Source organism: Mycolicibacter icosiumassiliensis, assembly GCF_900078685.2.
GTDB lineage: Bacteria > Actinomycetota > Actinomycetes > Mycobacteriales > Mycobacteriaceae > Mycobacterium > Mycobacterium icosiumassiliensis.
This window is the reverse complement of the sequence record NZ_LT546166.1, coordinates 201951-226937: the sequence shown is the minus strand read 5'-3', so window position 1 is coordinate 226937 and position 24987 is coordinate 201951. Positions and strand designations below refer to the sequence as shown.

The 24987-nt window shown below is 65.6% G+C and carries 22 protein-coding genes and 1 pseudogene; 12 read left to right on the top strand and 11 right to left on the bottom strand.

Annotated features, from left to right (window positions below; genetic code table 11):
• Window positions 1-158: 158 nt before the first annotated feature.
• The 3 genes and pseudogenes from BN4346_RS24705 to BN4346_RS47510 all read right to left on the bottom strand — a co-directional run bounded on the left by BN4346_RS24705 (window position 159) and on the right by BN4346_RS47510 (window position 6135).
• Complete coding sequence (locus BN4346_RS24705; RefSeq protein ID WP_067967049.1) at window positions 159-2858, bottom strand: site-specific DNA-methyltransferase; 2700 nt, start codon at window positions 2856-2858, stop codon at window positions 159-161.
• Window positions 2848-5922: pseudogene (locus BN4346_RS24700) on the bottom strand (BPTD_3080 family restriction endonuclease). The gene BN4346_RS24705 and the pseudogene BN4346_RS24700 overlap by 11 nt, the downstream one beginning before the upstream one ends.
• Window positions 5923-5982: 60 nt before the next feature.
• The gene (locus tag BN4346_RS47510) at window positions 5983-6135 is read right to left on the bottom strand and encodes a hypothetical protein (protein WP_154677538.1); all 153 of its coding nucleotides are present in this window, start codon (window positions 6133-6135) and stop codon (window positions 5983-5985) included.
• Window positions 6136-6203: 68 nt separating this feature from the next.
• On the opposite strand from BN4346_RS47510, the gene BN4346_RS24695 reads away from it, so the two are divergent.
• From BN4346_RS24695 to BN4346_RS24655, 9 genes are all read left to right on the top strand, one after another.
• Entirely contained in the window at window positions 6204-6968 is a 765-nt protein-coding gene (locus BN4346_RS24695; protein WP_067967040.1) for a chymotrypsin family serine protease, read from the top strand.
• Between the two features lie 174 nt (window positions 6969-7142).
• On the top strand, window positions 7143-7415 hold the full coding sequence (locus BN4346_RS24690) for a sigma factor-like helix-turn-helix DNA-binding protein (protein WP_067967037.1): 273 nt from the start codon (window positions 7143-7145) through the stop codon (window positions 7413-7415).
• Window positions 7412-9010, top strand: a complete 1599-nt coding sequence (locus BN4346_RS24685; RefSeq protein ID WP_208863206.1) for a carotenoid oxygenase family protein — start codon at window positions 7412-7414, stop codon at window positions 9008-9010. Before BN4346_RS24690 ends, BN4346_RS24685 begins: the two co-directional genes overlap by 4 nt.
• A 93-nt stretch (window positions 9011-9103) precedes the next feature.
• Window positions 9104-9595, top strand: a complete 492-nt coding sequence (locus BN4346_RS24680; RefSeq protein WP_067967564.1) for a sigma-70 family RNA polymerase sigma factor — start codon at window positions 9104-9106, stop codon at window positions 9593-9595.
• Window positions 9592-10308, top strand: coding sequence for an anti-sigma factor family protein (locus BN4346_RS24675; RefSeq protein ID WP_067967029.1), 717 nt, complete (start codon window positions 9592-9594; stop codon window positions 10306-10308). The genes BN4346_RS24680 and BN4346_RS24675 overlap by 4 nt, the downstream gene beginning before the upstream one ends.
• Before the next feature lie 54 nt (window positions 10309-10362).
• A complete protein-coding gene (locus BN4346_RS24670) occupies window positions 10363-12114 on the top strand; it encodes a thiamine pyrophosphate-binding protein (RefSeq protein ID WP_067967024.1) in 1752 nt (583 codons plus the stop codon).
• Window positions 12092-12757 carry a hypothetical protein gene (locus BN4346_RS24665; RefSeq protein ID WP_067967022.1) on the top strand — a complete coding sequence of 222 codons (666 nt, stop codon included), beginning with the start codon at window positions 12092-12094 and terminating at the stop codon, window positions 12755-12757. Before BN4346_RS24670 ends, BN4346_RS24665 begins: the two co-directional genes overlap by 23 nt.
• 7 nt (window positions 12758-12764) lie before the next feature.
• Window positions 12765-13787, top strand: a complete 1023-nt coding sequence (locus BN4346_RS24660) for a 3-oxoacyl-ACP synthase III family protein (protein ID WP_067967019.1) — start codon at window positions 12765-12767, stop codon at window positions 13785-13787.
• A complete protein-coding gene (locus tag BN4346_RS24655) occupies window positions 13784-14815 on the top strand; it encodes a pyridoxal phosphate-dependent aminotransferase (protein WP_067967016.1) in 1032 nt (343 codons plus the stop codon). The genes BN4346_RS24660 and BN4346_RS24655 overlap by 4 nt, the downstream gene beginning before the upstream one ends.
• 17 nt (window positions 14816-14832) lie before the next feature.
• Here the strand turns inward: BN4346_RS24655 and BN4346_RS24650 are convergent, their stop codons facing one another.
• Genes BN4346_RS24650 through BN4346_RS47505 form a run of 3 tightly spaced genes read right to left on the bottom strand, consistent with a single transcriptional unit; the run spans window position 14833 to window position 16510 of the window.
• Window positions 14833-15849, bottom strand: a complete 1017-nt coding sequence (locus BN4346_RS24650; RefSeq protein WP_067967013.1) for an NAD(P)/FAD-dependent oxidoreductase — start codon at window positions 15847-15849, stop codon at window positions 14833-14835.
• Window positions 15846-16346, bottom strand: a complete 501-nt coding sequence (locus BN4346_RS24645; RefSeq protein WP_067967010.1) for an isoprenylcysteine carboxyl methyltransferase family protein — start codon at window positions 16344-16346, stop codon at window positions 15846-15848. The genes BN4346_RS24650 and BN4346_RS24645 overlap by 4 nt, the downstream gene beginning before the upstream one ends.
• 2 nt (window positions 16347-16348) lie before the next feature.
• The gene (locus tag BN4346_RS47505; RefSeq protein WP_154677537.1) at window positions 16349-16510 is read right to left on the bottom strand and encodes a hypothetical protein; all 162 of its coding nucleotides are present in this window, start codon (window positions 16508-16510) and stop codon (window positions 16349-16351) included.
• Window positions 16511-16655: 145 nt separating this feature from the next.
• Here BN4346_RS47505 and BN4346_RS24640 point away from each other — a divergent pair, with 145 nt between their 5' ends.
• The gene (locus BN4346_RS24640; RefSeq protein WP_067967007.1) at window positions 16656-18893 is read left to right on the top strand and encodes an MMPL family transporter; all 2238 of its coding nucleotides are present in this window, start codon (window positions 16656-16658) and stop codon (window positions 18891-18893) included.
• Window positions 18894-18953: 60 nt separating this feature from the next.
• On the opposite strand, the gene BN4346_RS24635 is transcribed toward BN4346_RS24640, so the two are convergent.
• From BN4346_RS24635 to BN4346_RS24615, 5 genes are all read right to left on the bottom strand, one after another.
• Window positions 18954-19388: a type II toxin-antitoxin system VapC family toxin gene (locus tag BN4346_RS24635; RefSeq protein ID WP_067967004.1), complete on the bottom strand. Its 435-nt coding sequence runs from the start codon at window positions 19386-19388 to the stop codon at window positions 18954-18956.
• Window positions 19389-19440: 52 nt separating this feature from the next.
• Window positions 19441-20868 carry a protein adenylyltransferase SelO gene (locus BN4346_RS24630; RefSeq protein WP_067967002.1) on the bottom strand — a complete coding sequence of 476 codons (1428 nt, stop codon included), beginning with the start codon at window positions 20866-20868 and terminating at the stop codon, window positions 19441-19443.
• A 110-nt stretch (window positions 20869-20978) separates the two neighbouring features.
• Window positions 20979-22349: a group II intron reverse transcriptase/maturase gene (gene ltrA / locus BN4346_RS24625; RefSeq protein ID WP_067966998.1), complete on the bottom strand. Its 1371-nt coding sequence runs from the start codon at window positions 22347-22349 to the stop codon at window positions 20979-20981.
• A gap of 526 nt (window positions 22350-22875) precedes the next feature.
• Window positions 22876-23307 (bottom strand): type II toxin-antitoxin system VapC family toxin, encoded by a 432-nt coding sequence (locus BN4346_RS24620; protein ID WP_067966995.1) that lies wholly within the window; start codon window positions 23305-23307, stop codon window positions 22876-22878.
• Window positions 23304-23555: an antitoxin gene (locus tag BN4346_RS24615; protein WP_235653509.1), complete on the bottom strand. Its 252-nt coding sequence runs from the start codon at window positions 23553-23555 to the stop codon at window positions 23304-23306. Before BN4346_RS24615 ends, BN4346_RS24620 begins: the two co-directional genes overlap by 4 nt.
• A gap of 89 nt (window positions 23556-23644) precedes the next feature.
• Here BN4346_RS24615 and BN4346_RS24610 point away from each other — a divergent pair, with 89 nt between their 5' ends.
• Entirely contained in the window at window positions 23645-24430 is a 786-nt protein-coding gene (locus BN4346_RS24610) for a S1 family peptidase (protein WP_235653508.1), read from the top strand.
• An 84-nt stretch (window positions 24431-24514) separates the two neighbouring features.
• Window positions 24515-24982: a hypothetical protein gene (locus BN4346_RS24605; protein WP_067966989.1), complete on the top strand. Its 468-nt coding sequence runs from the start codon at window positions 24515-24517 to the stop codon at window positions 24980-24982.
• Window positions 24983-24987: the final 5 nt, after the last annotated feature.

Genomic DNA, 24987 nt, shown 5'->3' with positions numbered 1-24987 from the left:
GGGATGGCGGTCGGCAGGAGTGCGCTGCTTGTCTACCTAGCGGGTAAACCTGATCGCATGCACTGTTGCCGCCGCAAGTGAACTTGGAGCACAGTCCCGACAATTCTGTCGTGGCTCCTACGCCAAAGGTTCAGACCGCGGTCCACTCCAGTTAGCCTTCAGACCTCGAACACCTTCATGACCTCATCGCCATAGTCGTTGATCACCTTCACCGCGATCTTGCCTGTCGCGGGTTTAGCAAACGGCCGCGATTCGGTGCGGTGCAGGCTGGCCCAAGCTTCGACGTCGATGTCGGCTTTCAGCGCAGTCTTGAGCCGCTTGTACGGGTCGTTGCCGCCGGTGAAGTAGCAGTGCCGGACGAAGAAGGATTCTTCGTCATAGTTGATGTCGATCATCCACAAAGCGATCTGGCCGGTGTCGTTGTTGCGGATCTCGCCGGTGGTGGGGTCGTACACATCCACACCGCGCAGCTCGACGATTACCTGGCCATCATCGCTGTAGCGCAGTTCGATGTCAGGTTCACCGAACACGGTGAACAGGTTGCCCGCCCCGGTCTTCTTGAGGTCCTCGCCGATCAACAGGTCGGCGTTCATCCGCACCAGCAACACCGGGATGCGGCCAAGTTTGCGTTCTCCAGCCACGTTGGCGAAACCGTCGTCGCAGGCCTCGACTGTGACGCCATCCTCTTCGGTGACTCCGGTCGCCTGCGGGTCGAACGCGAAACCCAACACGCACAGCAGATCGATCTCGCCGGCCCGGATCGCCTCTTTCGCCGCGCTTTTGATGAACGATGCGCTGACGGTGCCGTACTGCGGCCCCAGTGCCAGACCCACCCGGCCGCCCTCGTCGCGTTCACCAACAGCCTGGATGAACTCACCTGCGTAGGACTCGACCGCGGCGAACTCGATGCGTTCCTTGCGTTTGCCGTTCTGGATGCCGGCCTTGGTGAGGTTGTCCAGGATCGACTGCTCGAAAATCGGGTTGTCGGCTTGCTGCGCGCCGGCCGATTCGCTGATCGTCTCCCGGTTGGCGTCGTCGACGATGCCGGCGAACGCCAGGGAGCGGTGCGGCGAGAGGCTTTCCACCGTGAAGGGGCCAGTGACCCGGACCTTCTTGCTGTCTTCGTAGGGTTTGTCGTAGAGCTGCTCGAAGTCGGCATGCCGCTTGATCGCCGCGTCGATCTCCGCCCTCGACATACCCTCTCGGATATCAGGGTTGTTAGCGATCGACTTGAGCGTGATGTGCTGGACGCGTTCGTAGACGAATCCGTGACGGATATCACCGGTGATCGGTCCTGGGGCAGTGTACTTTCCGCTGATCGCGACTTCCTTGGCTCTGCCCGCTTCGGAGTCTGCAATCAGATAGTACGGAAATTTCGCGCCCATCAACCGCTGGCGAGCCAGAGCCAGCGCGACACGAGACGTGTCCATCGTGATCCAGCGCCGGCCCCACTGCTCGGCGACGAAAGCCGTTGTACCGCTGCCGCACGTCGGGTCGAGAACGAGATCGCCCGGGTCGGTGCACATGAGCAGGCAGCGCTCGATGACTTTTGTGTTGGTCTGGACGACGTAGATCTTGGGGTCGCTAAACCCCGAGCTGACCGTATCAGGCCAGAAGTTATTGACCGGGAATGCCGGAAAGTCATCGAGGTATCGGACGTACGTCAGGGTCTTGCCGATGCCCAGCAACCGGCGTGCATTGAGGAGTTTCTCGACTCCTGCCTTATTGGTCTTCCAGCCGCCCTTCGACGGCGTGTAGGTCTTCCCGTCGAGCTCGACTGGGAATACGGTCGTCTGGCCGACACGCGTGGTCTGGGAGGTAAACGGGGCGGGACGGAGGATCCGCATCGACGAATCTCCAGATTGGAGCTCCTCTGCCGAAGCTCTGCGCCGCACGCCATCGTCGAGTTCCACCCAGGTGTACTGCCCGGCTCCCGCATCGCCGATTCCTTTGTTCAAGTACAGCTGTCGATACTTGACGGAATCAATTGAGCGGGAGTACCAGAGCACATAGTTGTTGATGGCGGCAAGAACGCTGGTACCGCCGGCAAAGCTGCCGGCTCCACTGGTGGTCTTGAAGGCGACCTGACTGACGAAGTTCTCACTTCCGAACACCTCGTCCATAATGCACCGCACCAAGTGGACGTTCTCGTCGCCAATCTGCACAAAACACGACCCGCTCTCAGTCAGCAAATCTCGCGCTACCACCAGCCGATCCCGCAGATACGACAGGTAGGAGCTGATGCCCAGCTCCCAAGTATCGCGAAACGCCTTGATCTGCTCGGCTTCTCGGGCGGCGTCTTCCAGTTTGCCGTCTTTGACATCACGCTTGCGGGCTGACACCTGCCAGTTGGAGCCGAATTTGATCCCATAGGGCGGGTCGAGGTAGACCATCTGCACTTTGCCGCGTAACAGTTCCCGCTCGGCCAGGGAGCCCATCACCTGCAGTGAGTCGCCGAGGATCATCCGGTTCGACCAGTTGGTGGGGTGCTGGTAGAACTCCAGCTGCGACAGCTCGTCCAAGCCATCGAACTGATCGAACAGGGACAGCTCCGGTTCGTCCTCTTCGAGTTCGGCTGTGCGCCGTAGGTTCTCGATCAGCACCCGCGGATCGATTTTCTCCTGAATGTAGATCGGCGGGGCGTCAACCTGCAGATCGGTCGAATCCTGTTTGTCCTTGCCGCGCCACACCAGCTGCGGATCCAGACTCGGGTCGCGCGGGTAGCGCAGCGGTGGCCGGCCCTCAATGCTCGGGTCGACGAACTCTTGGGCGTCGGCGGTGGGGATATTGGTGCGCTTGTCGCTGTGTTGAATCGCCTCCACCGGGGTGGGGCCGGTAGGGGCTTGCTTACGCGCCACGTCGCACCTCGTTGTAGTCCAATAGATCCGGATCGCCAATAATCGGTTCATCGGCATACAGCGCGCCGATCGCCCCGTTCAATACCTCACGCACCGTGCCCATTTGGGTGATCTCAATGTAGCCCCAGCGGCCGAACCCGCCGTGATTATTGACCGCCGGACACCAGCTGTCGCGAGCGGTGCGCGCCTTCTCCTTCGTCGGTCCTGGGCTCTTCTGGCCGCCGGACACCTCCACGATCAACACTCGTTCGAAATCCTCACCGTCGGGACAAACCAGCCGCAACAGAAAGTCCGGCACATAGGAGTGCGAGCGGCCCTTGTGCACGTACGGGATGGCGAAGCCCAGGTGGTCGTTCTTAACGAACGCGGCGACGTGCGAATTGAGTTCGCATTCCAACGCCAGGATCTGCTCCCAAGTGTTGGTGCCCACGCCGTCCAGCACGACGTGGCTCACTTCCGATTTGGTCGCTTCGATCGCTGGCTTGTGGGTCAGGAAGCTCACGTCCGCCGTGGAGCCCTCCGGGTCGAAGCGTCTCAGCATCGGCCGCAAGCGGGCCTGGCGGTTGTCGTCCTGCCGGGCGATCGCGTTAACGATGGCTTCGACCGCTTCGGCCTGCTTTTCGGCGCTGGTGACCAGATAGCCGATGCTGCGGCCAGCTTCGACCCGGACGCACTCGTCGATCCACTGGGCGCAGATCTTCACCAATTGGGGGAATAGCCAGGGCCGCAGGTCTGCAGCGTCATGCTGGTAGTTCGTCACCAACAGCCTGCGAGCCAGGTGGAACGCCACCTCCTGGGTGCGGTAGGTGTTCGGGTCGCGGTCGTCGGTGCGTTCGCTGCGCCCCACGATGCCCGCCGATTCGGTCCAAGTCGGTACCGTGCCTGTGCTGAGCACGAACTCGTCGGCGCCGTCAGTGGAGAAGATCAGTTGCGCGTCCGGGATCTCCATCCGGTAGCCGTCGAGTTTCGGGAACCTGATCCGCAGGTGTTCGCGGCCCTCCAGCGACCGCACTTCAAGGGCCGGCGGGCGCGGCGGTGATTCCTTGGTGGCGTGATCGGACGGGATGAACGCGAACGGGATCCCGTAGATCTGGGCGTACTCGGGTTCGAACATCCCGTCGTCGTTGACCGCATAGGAACGTCGACGCAGTCCGCGCCCCACTACCTGTTCGCACAACAACTGGCTGCCAAATGCGCGGATACCGAGGATGTGGGTGACGGTGTTGGCGTCCCAGCCCTCGGTGAGCATGGCGACGCTGACGACGCAGCGCACCCCGGCGCCTAGCGCACCCGGCTTGCCCACGGTGTTCATCACCTCACGAAGCAGGTCTTCGTCTGTGATCTTGTCTGTGTCGGCTCCCGGATGAGTCAGCCGGTACTGGTTCTTGAACGCGTCGATCTCGGTGGCAGCCGCGGCCTTGAAGTCCGCTTTCAGCGCCTCACCTGATTCCAATTGGGCGGAATCCACCAGGATGGTGCGCGGCCGGTCCACCAAGCCGCCGTCGACGACGTTGCTGAACAAGCCCAGGTTCCCCGGACGCAGCGCGGTCTGGCCGGTGGCCGCCTCGACCTCGCATCCAGCGATCCAGTCATAGACCAGCTTGGACACCACCGTGTTCGGGCACACCACGATGAAGACCGGTGGAGTCTCGCCCAACGGCTCCAAGTTCTCCTGCCAATGGGTGAAGGAGCGCTGGTAGCTGCGATATAGGCTGCGCAACGCGCCTTCGAGGACTTCCGGCGGCGGCCAGTTCTTGAAGTCGAGATCGTTCTTTGACTTGCGTTTGGGCAGCTTGTCGCCGATGTGATCCCACAGCCGCAGATAGGTCACCAGCTCACCGGCGGCGTCGTCATCAACCGGGGTTTGCGGCACCTTGACGATCCCAGACTCGATGGCATCCATCAGCGAGAAATCGCTGACCGCCCACGGAAAGATATAACCCTCGTTGTAACCCGAGCCGGACAGGTAGAACGGCGTTGCCGACAGGTCGTAGATGGCCTTCACGCCGATCCGCCGGTTGATTGCCTGAATGCCCTTGAACCAGACCCGAGCGTCTTCGTTGGCGGTGGTCTGCTCGGCGGTCAGCTTGCCGTGCCCGGCAACAGCCTCGATCGGTTTGTCCTGATAGCAGTGGTGGGCCTCGTCGTTGAGCACGACGATCTCCTGGCGGCCCTTGGCCTCAGCCACTCCGAAATCGCGCAGCACCCGGGTCACCATGGCATCGGGGGTCTCCTTGAACGGGTCGGTCGATTTTCCGGCCAGCAGGATTTGCCGCGTGGTCTTGCTTACCCCTTTGATCTCCTTGGCGTCGCGCAGCAGAAATGCGTGGTAGTTGGTGATGATGATCTGCGCTTGGTGCAGTGCCCCTGCGAGATCGGGCGGGATGAGGTCGCGCGCTGCGTAATAGTTGCCGGGATCGCCGGGAAACAGCACCCGTAGCCGGTCGCGGATGGTGATGCCGGGGGTGATCACCAGAAACCGCTTGGCAAATCGGGCATCGCGCGGGGTAGACACCTTGTTCAGGGTCTGCCAGGCGATCAGCATAGCCATGACTACGGTCTTGCCCGACCCGGTCGCCATCTTCAACGCCAGCCGCGGCAGCCCCGAATTGTGCGCGGCGTTCTCGTCGTCGACGCGGCGGCGCCAGTCGGTGTAGCCGTGTCGTCCGGCTACCTCACCGAGGAAGATCGCGGTTTCGGCCGCTTCGCGCTGTCAGAACAGCACCCGGTTCTCCCGGGTGGGGTCCGACCAGTGCTGGAGAAGTTTGCGGCTGATCGGCGTGACGCGCTCGTAGTCACGCTGGCGCCATCGGTCGACCTCGCGGCGCAGCTCGTTGATTAGGTCGTTGCGCGTGCGCCGCTCGCCGGTGAGGTCGAAATCGATCGTCTCCTGCACACCGGACCCGCGGGCGGTCTTGCGGGCGGCTGCGATCGGGATGAACGATTCACTGGGCCGCCGACCGTCGTTGATCGCACCGGTCGGGCCATTGGGTCCGATGGCGAAATGCCGGGTCGGCGGATCGTACGGGGCGTTAAGGATCGGATTGTCGATTGGGTCCGCCATCCCACTCCTCAACATGCGCTGCATTTTTATTGAATAAACCAAACCGAGACGCTCTAGCCGTCAATAAACACTTTCCCGATAGAGGAAACCAGTCTTGACGCTTCCGGACCACAGTATCGTCACGTCCTTTTCGCTGTCGGCGCGCACGGTGCCGTCGGTATTTGTCAGCACGGCGCGGATGGCGCCCGGCCGCGGTTCATCGACGGCGAGCATCGAGGCCAGGTCGAGTAGAGGTCACCGCGGCTTGGCACACCCGCCCCACCCTCGGTACCGTTGCCTAAGTGGCCGCCTTCCGACGACTCCCACCCAAAGCCCTGCTCAAGCGCCTGTCCATCGCGGCCGGCGCCCTCACGGTCTTAGCGGGCATGGTCTGGATCAGCCGCGCCCAGCCGGTCCAGCAGCTCGTCCCGCTGCCGCCGGCCGAGGCGATCGGCCCGGGGGTCGGCATCAGTGTCACCTCCGCGGAAGGCTCCGAAGCCACCGGCTGCACCGCGGGCTTTCTGGTGCGCACCAAGTCCGGCCAGCCGGGGCTGCTGTCCCCTGGGCAATGCAACAAGCCCGGTGGGCCCGCCGCGGTGGCCATCCATCACGGTGCGCTCTACCCCACCGTCGGCACGTTCACCGAGAGCGTCTACGACGGCAAGGAAGGCACCAACATCGGGCTGATCACCGTGGATCACCCCGACAAGATCCCGCTGTTCTCCGAGGTCGACGGACATCCGGTGAGCGGCGTGGCCGACAACGTCAAGATTGGTGACACCCTCTGCCATTTCGGCAGCCGCACCGGCGAACCGATGTGCGGGCCGGTGGCCGCCAGCGAGAACAACAAGGTGACGTTCACCGCGTCCGGCGCCTGCGGCGACTCCGGTGGTCCCGCCTACCGGATGCGTCCCGACGGCACCGCCGAAGCGGTCGGCATCCTCACCGCGGAGTCCGACGGCCAGGACCCCGAGACGGCCTGCGCGGCGCCCCGCGAGTCCTCCGTCGCGCAGCTGATCAAGCCGTGGCTTCAGGCCTGGCAGCTGACGCTGGTCACCACTACGTAAAAAGCCTCTACCGCAGCCGTCCCGCGCGCGACACTGAACCGGACGGGACGCTGCGCCGTGTCACTTCCGGGAGGCTGGTGCGTGGGTAGAACAAGACCAGCGGCAGATCGCTACGCGACCGCGGACACACCGCGGCCGGACACTTCTGCGCGGACGGGCAGGGCCTGAACCGCCATGACCACCGACGACCAGGCCCGACTCCGCTTCGACAGCGCTTCAAGCGCCCTGCACCGCGACCTGACGCCGAATCGGACCACGGTCGCCGCCGCGCTGGCGCAGCTCTCCGCCGAACACCGGACCCTGCTGCATCGTGCCTATTACTACGGATGGAGCACCGAGCAGATCGCGGTCGACCTGGAAATCGCGGAAGGCAGCGTGAAGACCCAACTGCACTACGCGCTACGGACACTGCAACAGACACTGCGAGATATGGGACCGGTGCCATGACGTTCGACCACGAGTACGGCATGTGGGATGCCGCCTACGTGCTGGGGTCACTCTCGGAAGCCGACTATCGCAAGTTCGAGACGCACCTGGACGACTGCCCGGTGTGCCAGGACGCCGTCAGCGAACTGTCCGAGATGCCGGCAGTGCTGTCGCTGCTAGACCAAGAGGACTTCGGAGAATCCCACCTGGAATCCAACGACGTGACAGCCCGTGTCGCCCGTCAGGTCAACGGCCACGACTCCGCTGCTGCAGTGGCGGTCATCCAGCCGCCCGAGACGGTCTTCCCGATCTTTCGTCCCGGCAACTACGCTCCGGTCCCCGACGAGCTCACCGCCTTCGATCTGCCCGTCGATGGCTACATCCCGCCCGAACTCAACGGCTGGTATCTGCGCAACGGCCCCAACCCCCGCGAAGCGGGCGGCCACTGGTGCACCGGCGACGGCATGGTGCACGGGGTTCGGCTGGAAAACGGCCGGGCCGCCTGGTACCGCAACCGCTGGGTGCGTACCGAGAGCTTCGAACGCCCACTGCCGCTGTTCAACGCGGACGGCAGCCGCAATCTGCACTCCAGCGCGGCCAACACCCACGTGATTCAGCACGCCGGCAAGACCCTGGCGCTGATGGACACCGCGCTGCCGTACGAGATCTCCACCGAGCTGGACACCCTGGGCGCCTACGACTTCGCCGGCAAGCTGGTCGATTCCATGGCGCCGCATCCCAAGGTCTGCCCGATCACCGGCGAGTTGCACTTCTTCGGATACGGCGACCTCACCCACCCGCACATCAACTACTACCGCGCCGGCGCCGACGGCGCCGTCCAGGTCCGCCGTCCGATCGATGTTCCCGGGCTGACGCTGATGCACGACTTCGCCCTGACCGCACAGCATGTGGTGTTCCTGGACTTGCCGTTGGTATTCAATCCGCAGGTTGCGCTCACCCGGCCGATCGAGCGTGACCTGCCGTATCGGTGGGACGCCGACTACGGCGCCCGTCTCGGGGTGCTGCGCCGCGACGACCCGTTCGGTCCGGTTCGCTGGTTCGACATCGACCCGTGCTACGTCTTCCACGTCGCCAATGCGTTCGACGTGGCGTCGGCCCAGGGCGACGCGATCGTGATGCAGGTGGTCCGCTACCCGGAAATCTGGCGCGACAACAGTGATTTCGACACCGACGCCTCGCTGTGGCGCTGGACGATCGGCTTGGACTCCGGCGTCGTCACCGAAACACAGCTCGACGACCGTGACATCGAGTTCCCCCGCGTCGACGACCGGCGGGTGGGCGCCCAGGCCCGCTACGCCGTCACCGTCGGCACCGACGGTCTGATCCGCTACGACCTGGCCCGCGACAGCGCCGAGGTTCACCGGTTCGGCGTCAACGGCATGGCCGGCGCGCCGGATGAGGCGGTGTTCGCACCGGCACCGGGGCAGACGGACGAATCGGCGGGCTGGTATCTGACCTACGTCTACAGCCCGGTCCGCGAGTGCAGCGAACTGGTGATCCTGGGCGCGTCGGAGTTCGACGCCGAACCTGTCGCCCGGGTGCGGCTGCCACGGCGCGTTCCGCACGGTTTTCACGGGAGCTGGATCCCTGACTGAGCTGAACCCGATGGGTGCCGTCGTCGTGTCATTAGGCAGGAGGTGATCACCTTGCCTCGTATTGGCATACCGCCGGACCACGAAGCCGCGCTGATGAAAGCGCTGTACGACGAGCACGCCATGGTGCTGTGGCGCTACGCGCTGCGCCTGACCGGTGACGCCAGCCGCGCCGAAGACGTCGTGCAGGAAACCCTGCTGCGCGCCTGGCAGCATCCAGAGGTCATCGGCGACACCGAGCGATCACCACGGGCCTGGATGTGCACCGTGGCCCGCAACATGATCATCGACGAACGGCGCAGCGCCCAATACCGCAACGTCGTCGCCACGCTCGACGAGTCGACCGCGCCCGAGCAACCCACCCGCGACGAGGTGGACACCGCCCTGGACCGAATGTTGATCGCCGACGCCATGGCCCACCTGTCGGCGGAGCACCGGGCGGTGATCGAACGGTCCTATTACCGTGGATGGAGCACCGGGCAGACTGCCCAAGACCTCGGGATCGCCGAGGGAACGGTGAAATCGCGCCTGCACTACGCGGTGCGGGCTCTGCGACTCGCCCTGCAGGAGATGGGGGTGACACGATGACGTCGCCGCGGGAATTCGGCTCGGCCTGCGGGCCGGTCGAGAGTGAGCACCCTTACGCCATGTGGGATGCCGCCTATGTGCTCGGTTCGTTGTCGGCGGCCGACCGCCGCGAATTCGAGGGGCATCTGGCCAACTGCTCGCAGTGCCGCAATGCCGTCGCCGAGATCAGTGGCGTACCGGCGCTGCTGTCGCAGCTCGACGGCAACTGTGTGGCTGCGATCACCGAGTCCGACACCGAGCCGCCCCCGCCGTCCTATCTGCTGCCGGCCCTGTTGACCGAAGTGCAGCGACGGCGCCGGCGTACCCGGCTGGTGACGTGGACGGCCTCCGCTGCTGCGGCCGCCGTGCTCGGGATCTGCGTCCTGCTCGGCATCGGCTCATCGACGACACCGTCCCCACACCCCGATGCGGTGCCGATGGCCCAGGTGGGAACCACCGCGCTCGCATCGACGGTCGCGGTCCGGGACGAATCCTGGGGCAGCTACATCGATTTGAGTTGCGTCTGCCTGGCGCCGGTGAACGCGCACCACGACACCTTGGCGCTGGTGGTGGTCGGCCGCGACGGCAGCCAGACCCGGCTGGCGACCTGGGTTGCCGAACCCGGACACACCGCGACACCGGCAGGCAGCATCTCGACACCGTCAGATCAGATCGCCTCGGTCCAAGTGGTGTCAGCGGACAACGGCCAGGTCCTGCTGGAGCGCACGCTGTGAACTAATGCCCGGCCGCATCCGTGTCAATGACATCGTCACGAGTTAGGCGGGCAGATGTCCAGGATCGCTTCCGTAGTCGATTTCATCGTCGCCCGGCTGGCGGCAATGGGAGTCGGTCATATCTTCGGCGTCGATGGCGCGAATATCGAAGATCTTTACGACGCGGCGTATTTCCGTCCCGACATCACGGCGGTGCTGGCCAAGCATGAGTTCTCGGCCGCCACCATGGCCGACGGTTACAGCCGCAGCGGTGCCGGATTGGGTGTGGTGGCCGCGACGTCGGGTGGGGGTGCCCTGAACCTGGTTGCCGGACTCGGTGAATCATTGGCCAGCCGGGTTCCGGTGCTGGCGCTGGTGGGCCAGGCCCCGAGCACCTTGGACGGTCGAGGCAGTTTCCAAGACACCAGTGGCCACAACGGTGCACTCGACGCGCAGGCCTTGTTCTCGGCGGTGTCGGTCTTCTGCGAGCGGGTGACCGACCCCAAAGACATCGTGGCTGCCCTGCCTCGTGCGATCGCCGCGGCACGCAGCGGCGGACCCGCCGTACTGTTGCTGCCCAAGGATGTTCAGCAGGCCTTCGTGACGGCCAGCTCGTCCCGCAACGGCGACGACGCTGGCGGCGACCCCGTCGTGATCAGCGATCCACATCCGGTCATCCACGCGCTGCGCAACGCCCAGGGACCGGTCACGATCATCGCCGGCGAGCAGGTGGCCCGCGACGACGCCCGCACCGACCTCGAGAAGCTGCGGGCACTGCTGCGGGCACGGGTGGCATGCGTCCCCGACGCCAAAGATGTTTCGGGCACATCAGGGTTGGGGTTGTCGTCGGCACTGGGCGTGGCCGGCATCATGGGTCACCCCTCGGTCGCCGAGGCACTAGCCGGCAGTGCGGTGTGCCTGGTGGTGGGCACCCGGTTGACGATGACCGCCCGCGCCGGCCTCGAGGCGGCGCTGAGCTCCATCCGCACGGTGTCGATCGGTTCAGCGCCGCCGTATGTTCCGTGTACACACGTACAGACGGCCGATCTGCGGGTGTCGTTGCAGTCGATCTGCCGGGAGCTCTCGGGAGCCGGGCGCCCCAGGCGGCTGCGGGTGCCCGAGACGGTGCCGCGCACCGAATTGACTCCCCCGCCCTACACCGGCCCGGGAGTGCGCTACCGCGATGCGATGGCCGTGCTGGACCGCGCGTTGCCTGCCGGGACCGACATCGTCGTCGATGCGGGCAATACCGGCGCTGCGGCCATCCACTACCTGGCGCCGCGACGCGACGGGCGTTTCCTGGTCGCGCTGGGGATGGGCGGGATGGGCTACAGCTTCGGTGCCGGGATCGGGATGGCCTTGGGCCGCGGCCGGCGCACAGTGGTGATCGCCGGGGACGGTGCGTTCTTCATGCACGGCATGGAGATCCACACCGCCGTGCAGTACCGGCTTCCGGTGCTGTTCGTGCTGCTGAACAACAACGCTCACGCCATGTGCGTCACCCGCGAGCAGTTGTTCTACGAGGGCTTCTACAGCTACAACCGCTTCACCCCCAGCTACCTCGGCGCCGGCCTGGCGTCGATGTTCCCGGGCCTCAACGCGATCGACGTGGACGACGCCGACACCTTCGACGCGGCCCTGGCATCGGCGTTGGATCGTGCAGGGCCCTCGGTGATCAGCGTCGAGTGCGCCGCCGACGAGATTCCGCCGTTCGCGCCGTTCCTTTCTGCCGATGCTTCACCGAAAAACACTGCCCCAGTAAGTCATAACGGCAAAATTCCAACCGACGAGGAGGATCAACTCGATGTCGCTGCCAGCCCTCGCTGATATCAGCATCCACAGCGGTACGCCCGGACCCATCGACGGATTAGTCCGGGTAGAGACCAGTCCCCGGGAGGTTGCCACCCCGATCATCATGGAGATGATGCATTCGGTCTACCCCCACGATGTGGTGTTCGGCGACTACTGCACCGTCAACGACTACATCGACTGTCCGCCAGACGAATTGTTCGACTACCTCTCCGATACGCGATGCCTGGAAGAGTGGACCTACAGCCTGCGTGGCTTCACCCCCACCGACGAATCAGGCCTCTGGCTCGCCTACGACCGACTGGGTTCGGAGACCAAGATCTACACCCGTACCGTCTCCAACCGGCAAGCCCTCACGGTGGACTACCACTGCGCCTGGGATCAGCCCGACCACCTGTGGATGATCTACCTGATCCGGATCGTCGACGCCCAGGTCGTGCTGAACAAGCCCGGATCGGTTGTGCTGTGGACCAATTGCCACCACCCGTTCTACGACCACAACCCCTATCCGGACACCGCCCCGCCGCAGCGCCCGGTGTGGGTCGGCGACTTCTGGGACATGTTCAGTGCCGGCCACCTGCTGGAACTGAAGAACCTGAAGGCGATCGCGGAATACCGGCACCACAACGGCCTGCCGGTCACCCCGTCCTGGATGCAGTGAGGCGATCATGAACCAATCAGCGGTCAGCCTGATCGACGTCTCCAGCTATCTTCCCGGCGAACCCATCGGCGCCGACTACTACAGCGAGTTCGCCGAATCCGATGCGCTGCGTGACAATCTGATGTTCCGCGCGCCCCGATTCCGCCATCACGTCGGCGCCGACGAGACCGCGGCCGACATGATCGAGCAGGCGGCGCAGGGAATCATCGAGCGCCACGGTCGAGACGTCATCGAAAACGTCGAGGTCCTGATCACCCACACCCAGTTGCCGGACATTCCGTTCTGCGGCGCCGGCGGCGGCATCGCCCACCGGTTGGGCATGCGACCGTCCACGGTGCTGGATCTGCACAACGGCGGGTGCGCCGCGTTCGTGTTGGGGCTGGGCGTGGCCCGGCAGTTGTTGGCGGCCGGCGCCGGACAAAGCGCGTTGATCGCCATCGCGCAGAATGCCGCCGGGCAAGTCTTCGATCAGCCCGCCGTGCGCCCCAAGTCGCAGGCGGCGGTTCCCGGCGACGGCGCCGCCGTCGGCTTGCTGACCCGATCAGATCAATCGCCCATCATCGACGTCGAATGCCGCACCTACGGCCAGTACGCCGGCGACATGACTTACAACACCGACCCGCCCCGCAAGTGGTGGCAGCCCGGGCCCGGTGCCGCCTACATCGGTTTCACCGAAGACAAGATCACCAAGGTGCTCGCCCGCGGCAACCGGCAGGTTCCCGAGGTCGCGCTTGCGGTCTGTCATCGCAACGGCCTGTCCGCCTCGGATATCGGACTGTTTGTCACCAACCAGCCCAACCGGGTCTTCCTGCGCAATTGGCGCGAAGCGCTCGAAGTGCCCGAATCACGGCACGTCGACACCTTTGATGAGTGCGGCAACCTGTTCGGTGCCGGCATACCGATCAACCTGGATCGGGCGATAACCCAGAACCGCCTGCAGCCGGGCGAGGTGGTGGTGATGGCCGGCTTCGCACACGCCGGCGACTTCGCCGGTGCGGCGGCCATCCGATGGGGCGGACGCCCACAATGACCTCAGCGGCGCAAACGGATTCAGCTGCGACACATCTTGGCAGCGCACTCCCACTGGCCGTCGACCCGTGCGCGTTGTCGCTCAACGAGAACCCGCTGCCGCCGCTGCCGGCGGTGCGTGCGGCGCTGGTTGACTTCGTCGGAACGGCCAACCGCTATCCGGAATTCCTGCCCATCCGGCTGCGCAGCATGGTGGCCGACCATGCCGGGGTAACCGAGGACAACGTGGCGCTTGGCCCGGGGGCATCCGGGCTCGCCATGCGGGTGTTGCAGACCTTGGCGGCTCCTGGCGAGCGGATCGTACTGAGCACCCCCACTTTTGAGGGTTACCCCGCCTTTGCCCAGATGGCCGGGCTGACCGCGGTCGACGTGCCCCTGGATAGCTACGGACATCTCGACCTGACCGCGATGGCCCAGGCGGCCAGGGATGCCCGGGTGGTGGTGTTATGCCGCCCGCACAATCCGACCGGCACCCTGGAGACCGTCGCCGATGTCGAACGGCTGCTTGCGGACGTTCCTGCCGACACCATCGTGCTGCTCGACGAGGCGTACATCGAATTCGTCGCCCCTGGCCAGCGCATCGACGTCCCGAGACTCATTGCGCGCTTCCCGAATGTGGTTGTGCTGCGCACTTTCTCGAAGGCCTACGGTCTGGCCGGGCTACGCATCGGCTACGCGCTGGCGGCACCGGAGCTGGCCGGTCTGCTGTGGTCGATGCAGCTGCCGTTCGGCATCAGCGCCGGCTGCACGGTGGCGGTGGCCGCTTCCTATCAGGCCGAAGCACAACTGGACCAACGCATCGCCCATATCGTCGCCGAACGCAGCTACCTGCGCGCCCGGCTGCGAGCATCCGGTGTGTACACCACCGATTCCCACGCGAACTTTGTCTACCTGCCGGCGACGGACCGGTGCTGGAGCGAGATCTTCGCCGACAGCGGACTGCGGGTGCGGAACTATCCCGATGGCGCCGTGCGCATCAGCATCGGCTCCCGGGGCTCCACCCAGATGGTGCTGTCCGCCATCGAGTAGCGCCTCAGTGCGGACACTCAATGCGCCAGCAGATGCACCGCGCGGTCAAACACCGCCGGCAGCGCACAACAGGCGGGCACCACAGCCCGTCGGGCCGGCTGCCACGCGCTGGCCAGCACCAGACCTCGGGTGAGCAGTCGATAGCGGCGAGTGATCGAGTGCCAGGCGCGTTCGTAGGACATCGGGTTGTCCTCGACAATCGCTGTCACAGCGGCATCCGCTTGCTTGATGGCCAGGCTGACGCCCTCACCGGTCAGCGCATCCTCGTAGCCGGCGGCGTCGCCGACCAGCAGCACCCGGCCGGCGACGCGGCTCGAAACCACTTGCCGCATAGGGCCACAGCCGCGAACGGGGCCGCGTTGAGCATCGGCGAGGCGGGCAGTCAGGGACGGAAACCAGTCGAGCTGCGGGCGCTGCGGCGACAAGATGGCCACGCCCACCAGGCCCGGCTCTACCGGCGTCACGTAGGCCTCGCCCCACCGTGACCAGTGCACCTCCACGAACTCAGACCAGGCCGGTACCTGATAGTGCCAGCGCAGCCCGTAGCGCCGCGGAGTGCCTGCGAAACAGGAGATCCCGACGGCGCGGCGGACCACGGAGTGCAGCCCGTCGGCGGCGATCAACCATCTGGCCCGAATGCCGCCCGCCGTGACTCCCCCGGCGTCTTGGACCACGGTGTCCACCTTCGTCGCCGTCCAGTCGACGTCGTTCCGTTTGGCCTGATCGGTCATGGCGGCATGCAATGTCGTGCGTCGCACGCCGCGCCCCGGACCGTCGCGAAAGGGCGCCTCGGCCCGGCGCTGCTCGTCGAGATAGTTGATGCCGCGCAGCGGCATACCGACCGGGTCCACCCCGAGCGACTTCAACACGGCCAGCCCGCCCGGCATCAGGCCCTCCCCGCAGGCCTTGTCGATCGGACTGGCCCGGGGATCGGCAACGATCACCGAAAGTCCCTGCTGCCGAGCGCATAATGCCGTAGCGAGGCCCCCCGGCCCGCCACCGACGATCAGCAGATCGGTGTCGAAGCTGGTCACCGGTACCCCAGCGCGACGTTCTCCACCCGAATCCGCTCCCGCAACACCGCCGCGTTGGCCAGACTGAACCAGAGCGCGGTCAGCCAGGCGGTGTGGATCAGCGGCAGTGCTAACCCCTCAAGTGCCACTGCCACATAGTTGGGATGACGGATCCAGCGATACGGGCCGCCTTGCACCAGCGGGCTTTCCGGCAGAACGATCACCTGGGTATTCCAGCGACGGCCGAGCGTGCGCACGCACCACCAGCGCAGCACCTGGCTCAAGACCGCCACCGCAAACATGGGCCAGCCCAGCCACGGGATGAAGGGCCGATGCAGCAGCCACACCTCGGCAACGCAGCTGACCAGTAGCGCCGAGTGGATGCTGACCATCACCGGATAGTGGCTGTGCCCGAACTCGACGCCGCCGTTGGCGAGCGCCCACCGGGCGTTGTTTTTGGCCACCACCAACTCAATAAGTCGTTCGACGCCCACCGCCAGAACCAGCAAGTAGTACATGCCTACCACTCCACCAGGACGAGTTCGGCGACACCGCGGTGGGTGGCGAACCGCTGAAAGTCGGGGCCGGCGAAGTCCGACGGCGCGGCCATCACCTCGCCCTGACGGTGTTGGTGAGAAGGGAATTCCACGGCTACGGCGGCCACGGTCGGAGTGTTGTCCATGTCGAGGTCACGGTGCCGCCAGGGCCGCGGTTCAACGGCGCGGCGCGGCTGGCGAATATTGAACGGCGGGGCTATCCACTACGTATCTTGTCGGTAGAGGTGCCTTCGGTACCTGCGGTGGACCATTTAGGCGGAAGGTCACTACGTGCTGCACCGGATCGCCCTGCTGGCCCTCGCCGCTCCACGCCGCGTCCTCGTCCTGGCCGGGTTGGTGATGGTCGCCGCCGCGGTGTTCGGGATCCCGGTGGCCGACAGCCTGTCGGCGGGAGGCTTTCAGGACCCCGGCTCGGAGTCCGCGCAGGCCACCCAGTTGTTGACCGACAGGTTCGGCCAAAGTGACCAGCAGCTGCTGATTCTGGTGAGTTCGCCCGAGGGCGCCGACAGCGAGCGGGCCCGCACGGTGGGCACCGAAATCGCCGGGGTGCTGCAGCGCTCGCCGTTCGTCTTCAACGTCGCCTCACCGTGGACGGATCCACCATCGGCGGCCGCCCGGCTCACCAGTACCGACGGCTCCGCCGGTTTGATCGTGGCCAACCTGCGCGGCGGCGAGAACGACGCCCAGCGCTACGCCCGCACCCTGGCTGACGAGGTGGCCCACGATCGGGACGGGGTCAGCGTTCGCGCCGGGGGCGGCGCAATGGTCTATGCGCAGATCAATCATCAGAATCAACATGACCTGCTGCTGATGGAGTCGATCGCGATCCCGTTGAGCTTCGCCGTGCTGGTGTGGGTTTTCGGCGGTCTGTTGGCGGCGGCGTTGCCGGTCGCGCTCGGCGGACTGGCGATCGTGGGATCGATGGCGGTGCTGCGGTTAATCACGCTGGGCACCGATGTGTCGATCTTCGCGATGAACCTCACCACCGCGATGGGTTTGGCGCTGGCGATCGACTACACCCTGCTGATCATCAACCGCTACCGCGACGAACTGGCCGACGGCGTCGCCCCCGATCGAGCGCTGATCGCAACGATGACCACCGCCGGTCGCACCGTGCTGTTCTCGGCGATCACGGTCGCGCTGTCGATGGCGGCCATGGTCTTGTTCCCGATGTACTTCCTCAAATCGTTCGCCTACGCCGGGGTTGCGACGGTGACGTTCGTGGCGATCGCGGCGATCGTGGTCACTCCAGCGGCGATCGCCCTGCTGGGGCCCCGGCTCGACGCGCTGAACCTGCGTCGCCCGATTCGGCGGCTGCTGCGGCGCCCGGAGCCCGTCGCGCGACCGATCGAAGAGGGATTCTGGTACCGGTCAACGACTTTCGTGGCCCGCCACGCGGTGCCGATCGGCCTGGCAGTGGTCACCCTGCTGGTGGCGGTCGGAGTGCCGTTCCTCGGGGTGAAGTGGGGCTACCCCGACGACCGGGTGTTGCCGCCAACCGCGTCGGCGCACCAGGTCGGCGACGCGCTGCGTGAGGATTTCGCCGACGACTCCGACCGGGCGGTGCCGATCGTGGTTCGCGACGCGAACGGCATCGCGCCCGAGGAGTTGGATCGTTATGCCGCCGAGCTGTCCCGGTTGATCTGCGCCAGCCCACCCATCTGTACCGGCCGATCGGCCGGTACAGATAGGTGGGCTGGCGCAGATCAACCGGGACAGCCAGCGCCGGCCGATCGGCCGGTACAGATGGGTGGGCTGGCGCAGATCAACCGGGACAGTGTCAATGCGATCACCGACCGGCTGCCGCCGGTGTTGGGGCTGATCGCCATCATCACCTTCGGCCTGCTGTTCCTGCTGACCGGCAGCGTGGTGTTGCCGATCAAGGCGCTGATCCTCAATGTCTTGTCGCTGGCTGCCGCGTTCGGGGCGCTGGTCTGGATATTCCAGGACGGCCATCTGGGTGCGTTGGGCACCACCCCCACCGGGATGTTGGTCGCCAACGTGCCGGTGTTGCTGTTCTGCATCTCGTTCGGGCTGTCGATGGACTACGAGGTGTTCCTGGTGTCGCGGATCCGGGAGTACTGGCTGGCCTCGGGTCGCACCCGCGTCGACAACGACGAGAGTGTGTCGCAGGGGCTGGCGCATACCGCGCGGGTGATCACCGCCGCGGCGCTGATCATGTCGATCTCGTTCGCGGCGTTGATCGCCGCCCAGGTGTCGTTCATGCGCATGCTCGGCCTCGGTCTGACCTTGGCGGTGCTGGCGGACGCCACACTGATCCGCATGGTGTTGGTGCCGGCATTCATGCACCTGATGGGCAGATGGAACTGGTGGGCGCCTCGCCCGCTGGCGCGGCTGGCGCGGCGTTTCGAGATCAGCGAGAACGGCAGTTCAACGGGCCGCCACGCCGCGCCGCCCGGACTTCGGACCCCGCACGTACCGGCGCATCATGGCGCGCATCGGGCTGGTGACGGAACCCATCAGGCCGCGTTGTCGACGCCGGAGTGATCACGGATTTCCCGGCCATGCGATGAGTTCGGATCGGATAGCGCCGGTGCTATCGGCGGGTCAGATCGCGATGAAACCCAGGAGTTCGGCGACCTTTCGCTGCGCAGCGTTCCTTGAGGCGAACCCCCGCTGCTCACCGGGTTCCAGCAGCGGCGGAACGACCAGCGCGGCGACCGCCAGGTGCCGGGCGTCCATCGCCCGCAGCGCATACCTGCGCACGAGTTCCAGGGCGTCTTGTTCCACCTGCTCTTGCGGCGCAGTCAGTACCAGGACCGGCCCGGCCAAGTCCGCATCCAGCGCTGCGAGAAGACCCTTTTCGTCGGCACGGCCGGCCCGCGCTGCCCGAACCAGGGCACCGGAGACTTCGATCCGGGTCCAGGTACCGGTCACGGTGGCAACGTCGGGGTCGGCCAGTAGTGCGGTTGCCTGCCGATGACCGTCCTCGTCCGCCAGGTAAGCCCGCGCGAGGACCGACGAATCGAGATAGGCGATCACACCCGGTCGCGCTCGTCGGCGAGCAGGCGGTCGAGCTGCGCTCCCAGACCCCTCACGTCCCGCAGAAGGTGCGGTAGACCCCGAATTCCGGCGGTGCCGGCGCAGCGTATTCCGCCACGCCATCCCGCTGCCGGTAGGGCTCGGTGATCACATCCAACAGCTTCTTCACCGGCTCGAGGTCGCCGCGCATCGCCGAGGTCAACGCCTGCTCCACCAGGTGATTGCGCGCAATGTAGATCGGATTGACACGGTCCATCGCGTCGAGGTCGGGCTGCATAGCCCGCCAGCGCCCTAGCCAGTCGCCGAACACCGCGGGCAGTGCATCGATGTCCCCGCGCCCGGCCGCCGCCAGCCGCCGGAAGAACGAGGTGTAGTCCACCTGGTTGTCGGTCATGAGCGCCAACGCCTGGTCGATCAGCGCGGCAGCCTCCACGCTGCCGGACAGCCCGAACTTCGCCAGCATTCCCGCCGACCAGAGACCGTGATAGCGCGGCATGAACCCTTCGAGGGTTTCTACCGCCACTGACAGGGCCAGTTCCTCGGTGGCGGCCAGCAGCGGCAGGATGGTCTCGGCGAACCGGGCGAGGTTCCACTGTGCGACCAGTGGCTGATTACCGTAAGCGTAGCGCCCGGCGTGATCGATGGAGCTGAACACCGTGCCCGGGTCATAGGCCTCCATGAACGCGCACGGCCCGTAGTCGATGGTCTCCCCGGAGATGGTCATGTTGTCGGTGTTCATCACTCCGTGCACGAATCCGACCAGCATCCAGCGCGCTATCAGCGACGCCTGGGCTTCGACGACCGCGTGAAACAGTGCAAGGTAAGGGTTTTCGGCCTGCGCAGCATCGGGGTAATGCCGGGCGATCGCGTAATCGGCTAACCGGCGCAGCAACCCCAGGTCACCGGTGGCGCGGGCCTGCTGGGCGACGAGTTGGAAACTGCCGACCCGCAGGTGGCTGGCGGCGACGCGGGTCAGCACCGCCCCGGGGACCGGGGCCTCGCGTTGCACCTGGGCGCCGGTGGCGACCACGGCCAGAGAGCGGGTGGTGGGGATGCCGAGGGCGTGCATGGCTTCGCTGATGACGTATTCGCGCAGCATCGGGCCGACGACGGCCAAACCGTCACCGCCACGGGCAAACGGGGTGGGCCCGGAGCCCTTGAGGTGGATGTCGTGTGGATGGTCGCCGCCGAGTTCGCCGAGCAGCAGGGCGCGGCCGTCGCCGAGCAGTGGCACGTAGTTGCCGAATTGGTGTCCGGCGTAGGCCTGGGCCACTGGGGTGGCGCCGTCGGGAACGTTGGTACCGGTCAACAGCTTTAGGCCTTCGGGGCTTTTCAGCCAGGCCGGATCCAACCCCAGTTCGGCAGCCAGCTTCTCATTGAGCACCAGCAGCGTCGGTTCCGGTGGGGTGGCGGCCTGCCAGGGCTGGCCAAGTTCGGGGAAGGTGCGGGCGAAGTCGGCGGTCAGAATCGGAGACGCCATTGGTAGTCAGGGGCGCAGTACTCGCAGTGCGAGCCTGTTTCCCCATCCCCCTTTCAATCCGTGCGTGCGGTTTTCCCGCACACGGCTTACCGATGATCTTCTTGACATGGTTACGCTGCCTTCGGGTAATGGATGGTGCCGCGAAGCCGGTGCAGGCCGTGCCCGTTGAACCACTCTTCAGTCCACTGTTCAGCCTGCCCCGCACGCAGGTTGCGGCCCCGCTTCTTAACCATCAAACGGAACAGTCGCCACCACACGTACCGGTCAACCTGGACGAACTTGTCGGCGGCATTACCGGTGCGAAAGTAGTTACCCCAGCCGCGCAGCACCGGATTCAGACCCGCGATCACGTCACGGATGTCGGACCCGACCCGGTTGCGGCCGGTTCGGTCACGTACCTTGGCACGAAGACGGGCCATGGCCGTTTGACTGGGCCAGCGGTGCAGGTAGTAGCGCACGATGCGCTTTTGTTCCCACAGCCGCCCCGACATGCGTGCCCGGAAGTGACAGCCCAGAAAATCCAGACCCTCACGACCGCCGCGCAGGTCGACTACCTTCGTTTTGTCCGGATGCAGCCGCAACCCTAATGACGCCAGGATTTCTCCCACCGCCACCAACGCATGCTCGGCTTGTACCGCGCTACGGCACAACACCACGCCATCATCGGCGTAGCGCACCAACTCGCCCAGCCCGCGGGCAGCCAACTCGGTGTCGAGCACGTGCAGGTAGATGTTGGCTAACAGCGGCGAGATCACCCCACCCTGCGGGGTGCCCGCGACCGTCCGCTCGACACCCCCTTCGACCATCACTCCTGCTTGCAGCCACAATCGCAGCAGTTTGAGCACCCGCCGATCCGAGACCCGCTTGCTCACCTCGGTGAGTAAGCGCTCATGGTCGATCTCGCCGAAGAAATTGGCGATATCGAACTCGACAACGAACTGGTAGCCCCCAATGAACCCGGTCCGCAAGCGTTCCATCGCCATCGTCGCCGACCGCTTCGGCCGAAACCCATACGAGCACGACAAGAAGTCCGCCTCGAAAATCGGTTCCAACACCAGCTTGGCCGCCGCCTGAGCCACCCGGTCTCGCACCGTGGGAATCCCCAACGGCCGCTTACCGCCTTGTGGTTTCGGGATCTCCACCCGACGCGCAGGCGCCGGACGGTAACGACCCGTGCGAAGGTCACAGCGCAACTCTCGCAACATGCGGTCCACACCGTAGTCCTCCACCGCAGCCAAGGTGACACGATCCACCCCGGCCGCACCCTTGTTCTTACGCACCCGCTCCCACGCCTCCCACAAGACGTCACCCCTGTGGACACGGTCATACAGGGCGTGGAAACGCCGACCCTCAGACTGCTTGGCCGCAGCCCATAGCGCGCGTTGCAGTTGTCGCACTTTCACCGGCGAGACCACCAACGGCTCATCGGCTACGGCGGGCTGGGACCCGCCGGGGTAATTGGACCGGGAAACCCCGATCATGCCCTCACGCTTACCTACTTCGCCCGCGTGATCAAAGTTGGGGCCCTTCCCTCCCGGCGCGTCTCTCACGCCGATCAGCGGTACTACGACCCCATCGGACTCCCGCTGCCCTCCAGAGGATTTCACCATCGGCTTATACCCCTGGTCTTCGCCCGACGCAGGCCAGGCAGACGGGCCTCTCCTGTTCCCGACCGAACTATGTGCACGTGCCGCTCCCCGTACCCCGGAAGGACCCGCCGAGCTGACCCCGGACCAGGGCTCGACAGACATAGGCCTTCGCCGTGAAATGAGCGGCTCGGCTCCTCCATTGTGACTATGACGAGGCTGCAGGACTCGCACCTGATGGCACTACGGCCCGCGCACTTGCTCCCTCCAAAGAGGCTCTTGACACCCCGCTCAGCCCGCCGCCTCTCGACGACGAACCGGGGCCTGCTACCCGGCGCTCCGGTGCCTACCGGGACGGGACTTACACCCGCTAGTTCGGTCCAACTTGCAGGACGCAACATCTGGCCAGCCTACGGGCAGTTCAACGATCGCCGAGCAGGTTGCCAATGCCCGCGGTGTCGGGCAGGACATGGGTGATGTCCGGGAGATCGCCAAACCCACTGTCGGCGGAGACGAGGATTGCCCCGGCGGACTTGGCGGCGGCCGCCAGCACCGCATCAAAGGCCCCGACGCTGGGGGTCGTCTCGAACATCGCCAGCCCCCGCTCGAGGTGGTCGGCGGTCACGGTCAGCAGTGGAGCGAGCAGCTCAGCGTAGCTGCGCCCCAGCGCAGCGGCATCAGTCCGACCACGTCGTCGAGCACGCACGTGGACAAATTCCTGAATCACCTCGGGAGCAGTGGTCGCCTCAATGCGTCCGGCGGCGACCGCCGCGACCAACGCACGGCATGGATCCCGGAACGGGTGGTCGACACCTTTGGCGTAGACCAGCACCGTGGTGTCCAGCACGATCATCCGCGTCGCCCACGCAGTTCGTCCAGTTCCCGCTTGAGTGCCGGTAGCTCGGGAACGTCCATATCGGGAGCATCGAGAAGGCGCTGACCGGCGGATTTGCGGCGGTCGACAGGACCCGCGAGACCGCGGTCAATGGCTTCGCGCACCACGGTGGCCACTGATACGCCGCGTTCGCGTGCCAACGAGGTGATCCGACGATGACGTTCGTCATCAATCAGGATCTGAAGTCGACGCTCCAACCCGGACATACTCATACATTAGCATGCTCATATTGGGTAGGGGGTCGAACGCATTGGCGCTCACGCCACTCGTAGCAGCGCCATCTACCGTTGCGACGGTGACGGAACGGCGCCGCTGGGACACGCTGAAGACGGCGGCATGGCGGATCGGGACCGCCGTCGTCGTCGCCGCGATCTTCATCGGCCTCTACCAGGTGAACCGCACCCACCCGGCGCACCCAGTGATCCCGATCCCGATGGCCCACGCGATCGGGCCCGGCATCGGCATCAACGTCTCTCCCGGCGGCGACGCAGCCGGCATCAGTTGCACCACCGGATTCCTGGTGCACACTCGCGACGGCCGACCCGGCCTGCTGGTCGCCGGGCATTGCAACCCGGGCGGCGGGCCCGGGCAGGTGGAGATCCGCTACGGCGGCGCCTTCGCCTATCGCACCATTGGCACCTTCACCGAGACGGTCAGCGACGGCAGCAACTGGGACGATTACGACATCGGACTGATCACCCTGAACGATCCGGGCAAGATCCCCTTGACGTCGGTCGTCGATGGGCATCCGGTCATCGGGGTGGCCGAGTACGTCTCTGTCGGTGATGTGCTGTGTCACTACGGAATCCGCAGTGGCGGGCCGATGTGCGGTCCGGCAGTAGCCAGCGAGGCGAACAAGGTCCGGTTTGAGGCCGGCGGTACCTGCGGTGACTCCGGCGGGCCGGTGTACCGACTGCGCGATGACGGCGCCGCCGAAGCAGTCGGCATCTACACTGCGGTGTCCGACGGCACCTACTCCGAGCCCAAGTGTGAAGACCCGCACCCCTTCTCGATCGCCCAGACCATCACGCCGTGGCTGTCGGCCTGGGAGCTGACGCTGGACACCACCACCGGTCGCTGACACGGCCCTGGAGGGGCTGGCGGTGCTGGCGGCGGCCATACAATGCTCGTAACCTGGAGAAATAAGGTCCAGGAGGGCAGTGCGATGAGTGTGTCAGAGCAATCTGCGGCCCGGACGCGGATGTTCGCCCGGGTGATCGGTCCTTTCCTCGTCATCCTCACCGCGACGGCGATCTTTCGCGCCCCGCAGGTATGGGAACGAGCCTCGGACTACGGGACCGACCCGTTGTTGTTGTGGGTGGCTGGGGCATTCACGCTGTTAGCCGGCCTGATCGTGGTGGCATTTCACCCGTATTGGCGTGGCGCGGCGGCGATCCTCGTGTCGGTGACGGGCTGGATCACCGCGATCAAAGGGTTCGCGCTGAGCGTGTTTCCCGACGCCGGTATGTCGACCGCGAACATTGCGATGCACGCCGAAGGCTGGACACGCGCCGCCTATGTGCTGTTCGCGCTGATCGGACTGTATCTGACCTACGTCGGGTGGGCGCCGGTGCGCAATCGTCCGGCGCCGCTGCCGGCCAGCGGTGATCGGGATCTGCGCCCGGCGGCCTGACCGGG

What these genes read in the sequence shown, in the direction of transcription:
- BN4346_RS47510 (WP_154677538.1), bottom strand. Translation starts at nt 6,135, where the DNA reads ATGCTCGCCGTCGATGAACCGCGGCCGGGCGCCATCCGCGCCGTGCTG.
- BN4346_RS24690 (WP_067967037.1), top strand. Translation starts at nt 7,143, where the DNA reads ATGACCACCGACGACCAGGCCCGACTCCGCTTCGACAGCGCTTCAAGC.
- BN4346_RS24685 (WP_208863206.1), top strand. Translation starts at nt 7,412, where the DNA reads ATGACGTTCGACCACGAGTACGGCATGTGGGATGCCGCCTACGTGCTG.
- BN4346_RS24680 (WP_067967564.1), top strand. Translation starts at nt 9,104, where the DNA reads ATGAAAGCGCTGTACGACGAGCACGCCATGGTGCTGTGGCGCTACGCG.
- BN4346_RS24675 (WP_067967029.1), top strand. Translation starts at nt 9,592, where the DNA reads ATGACGTCGCCGCGGGAATTCGGCTCGGCCTGCGGGCCGGTCGAGAGT.
- BN4346_RS24670 (WP_067967024.1), top strand. Translation starts at nt 10,363, where the DNA reads ATGTCCAGGATCGCTTCCGTAGTCGATTTCATCGTCGCCCGGCTGGCG.
- BN4346_RS24665 (WP_067967022.1), top strand. Translation starts at nt 12,092, where the DNA reads ATGTCGCTGCCAGCCCTCGCTGATATCAGCATCCACAGCGGTACGCCC.
- BN4346_RS24660 (WP_067967019.1), top strand. Translation starts at nt 12,765, where the DNA reads ATGAACCAATCAGCGGTCAGCCTGATCGACGTCTCCAGCTATCTTCCC.
- BN4346_RS24655 (WP_067967016.1), top strand. Translation starts at nt 13,784, where the DNA reads ATGACCTCAGCGGCGCAAACGGATTCAGCTGCGACACATCTTGGCAGC.
- BN4346_RS24645 (WP_067967010.1), bottom strand. Translation starts at nt 16,346, where the DNA reads ATGTACTACTTGCTGGTTCTGGCGGTGGGCGTCGAACGACTTATTGAG.
- BN4346_RS47505 (WP_154677537.1), bottom strand. Translation starts at nt 16,510, where the DNA reads ATGGACAACACTCCGACCGTGGCCGCCGTAGCCGTGGAATTCCCTTCT.
- BN4346_RS24630 (WP_067967002.1), bottom strand. Translation starts at nt 20,868, where the DNA reads ATGGCGTCTCCGATTCTGACCGCCGACTTCGCCCGCACCTTCCCCGAA.
- ltrA (WP_067966998.1), bottom strand. Translation starts at nt 22,349, where the DNA reads ATGATCGGGGTTTCCCGGTCCAATTACCCCGGCGGGTCCCAGCCCGCC.
- BN4346_RS24620 (WP_067966995.1), bottom strand. Translation starts at nt 23,307, where the DNA reads ATGATCGTGCTGGACACCACGGTGCTGGTCTACGCCAAAGGTGTCGAC.
- BN4346_RS24615 (WP_235653509.1), bottom strand. Translation starts at nt 23,555, where the DNA reads ATGTCCGGGTTGGAGCGTCGACTTCAGATCCTGATTGATGACGAACGT.
- BN4346_RS24605 (WP_067966989.1), top strand. Translation starts at nt 24,515, where the DNA reads ATGAGTGTGTCAGAGCAATCTGCGGCCCGGACGCGGATGTTCGCCCGG.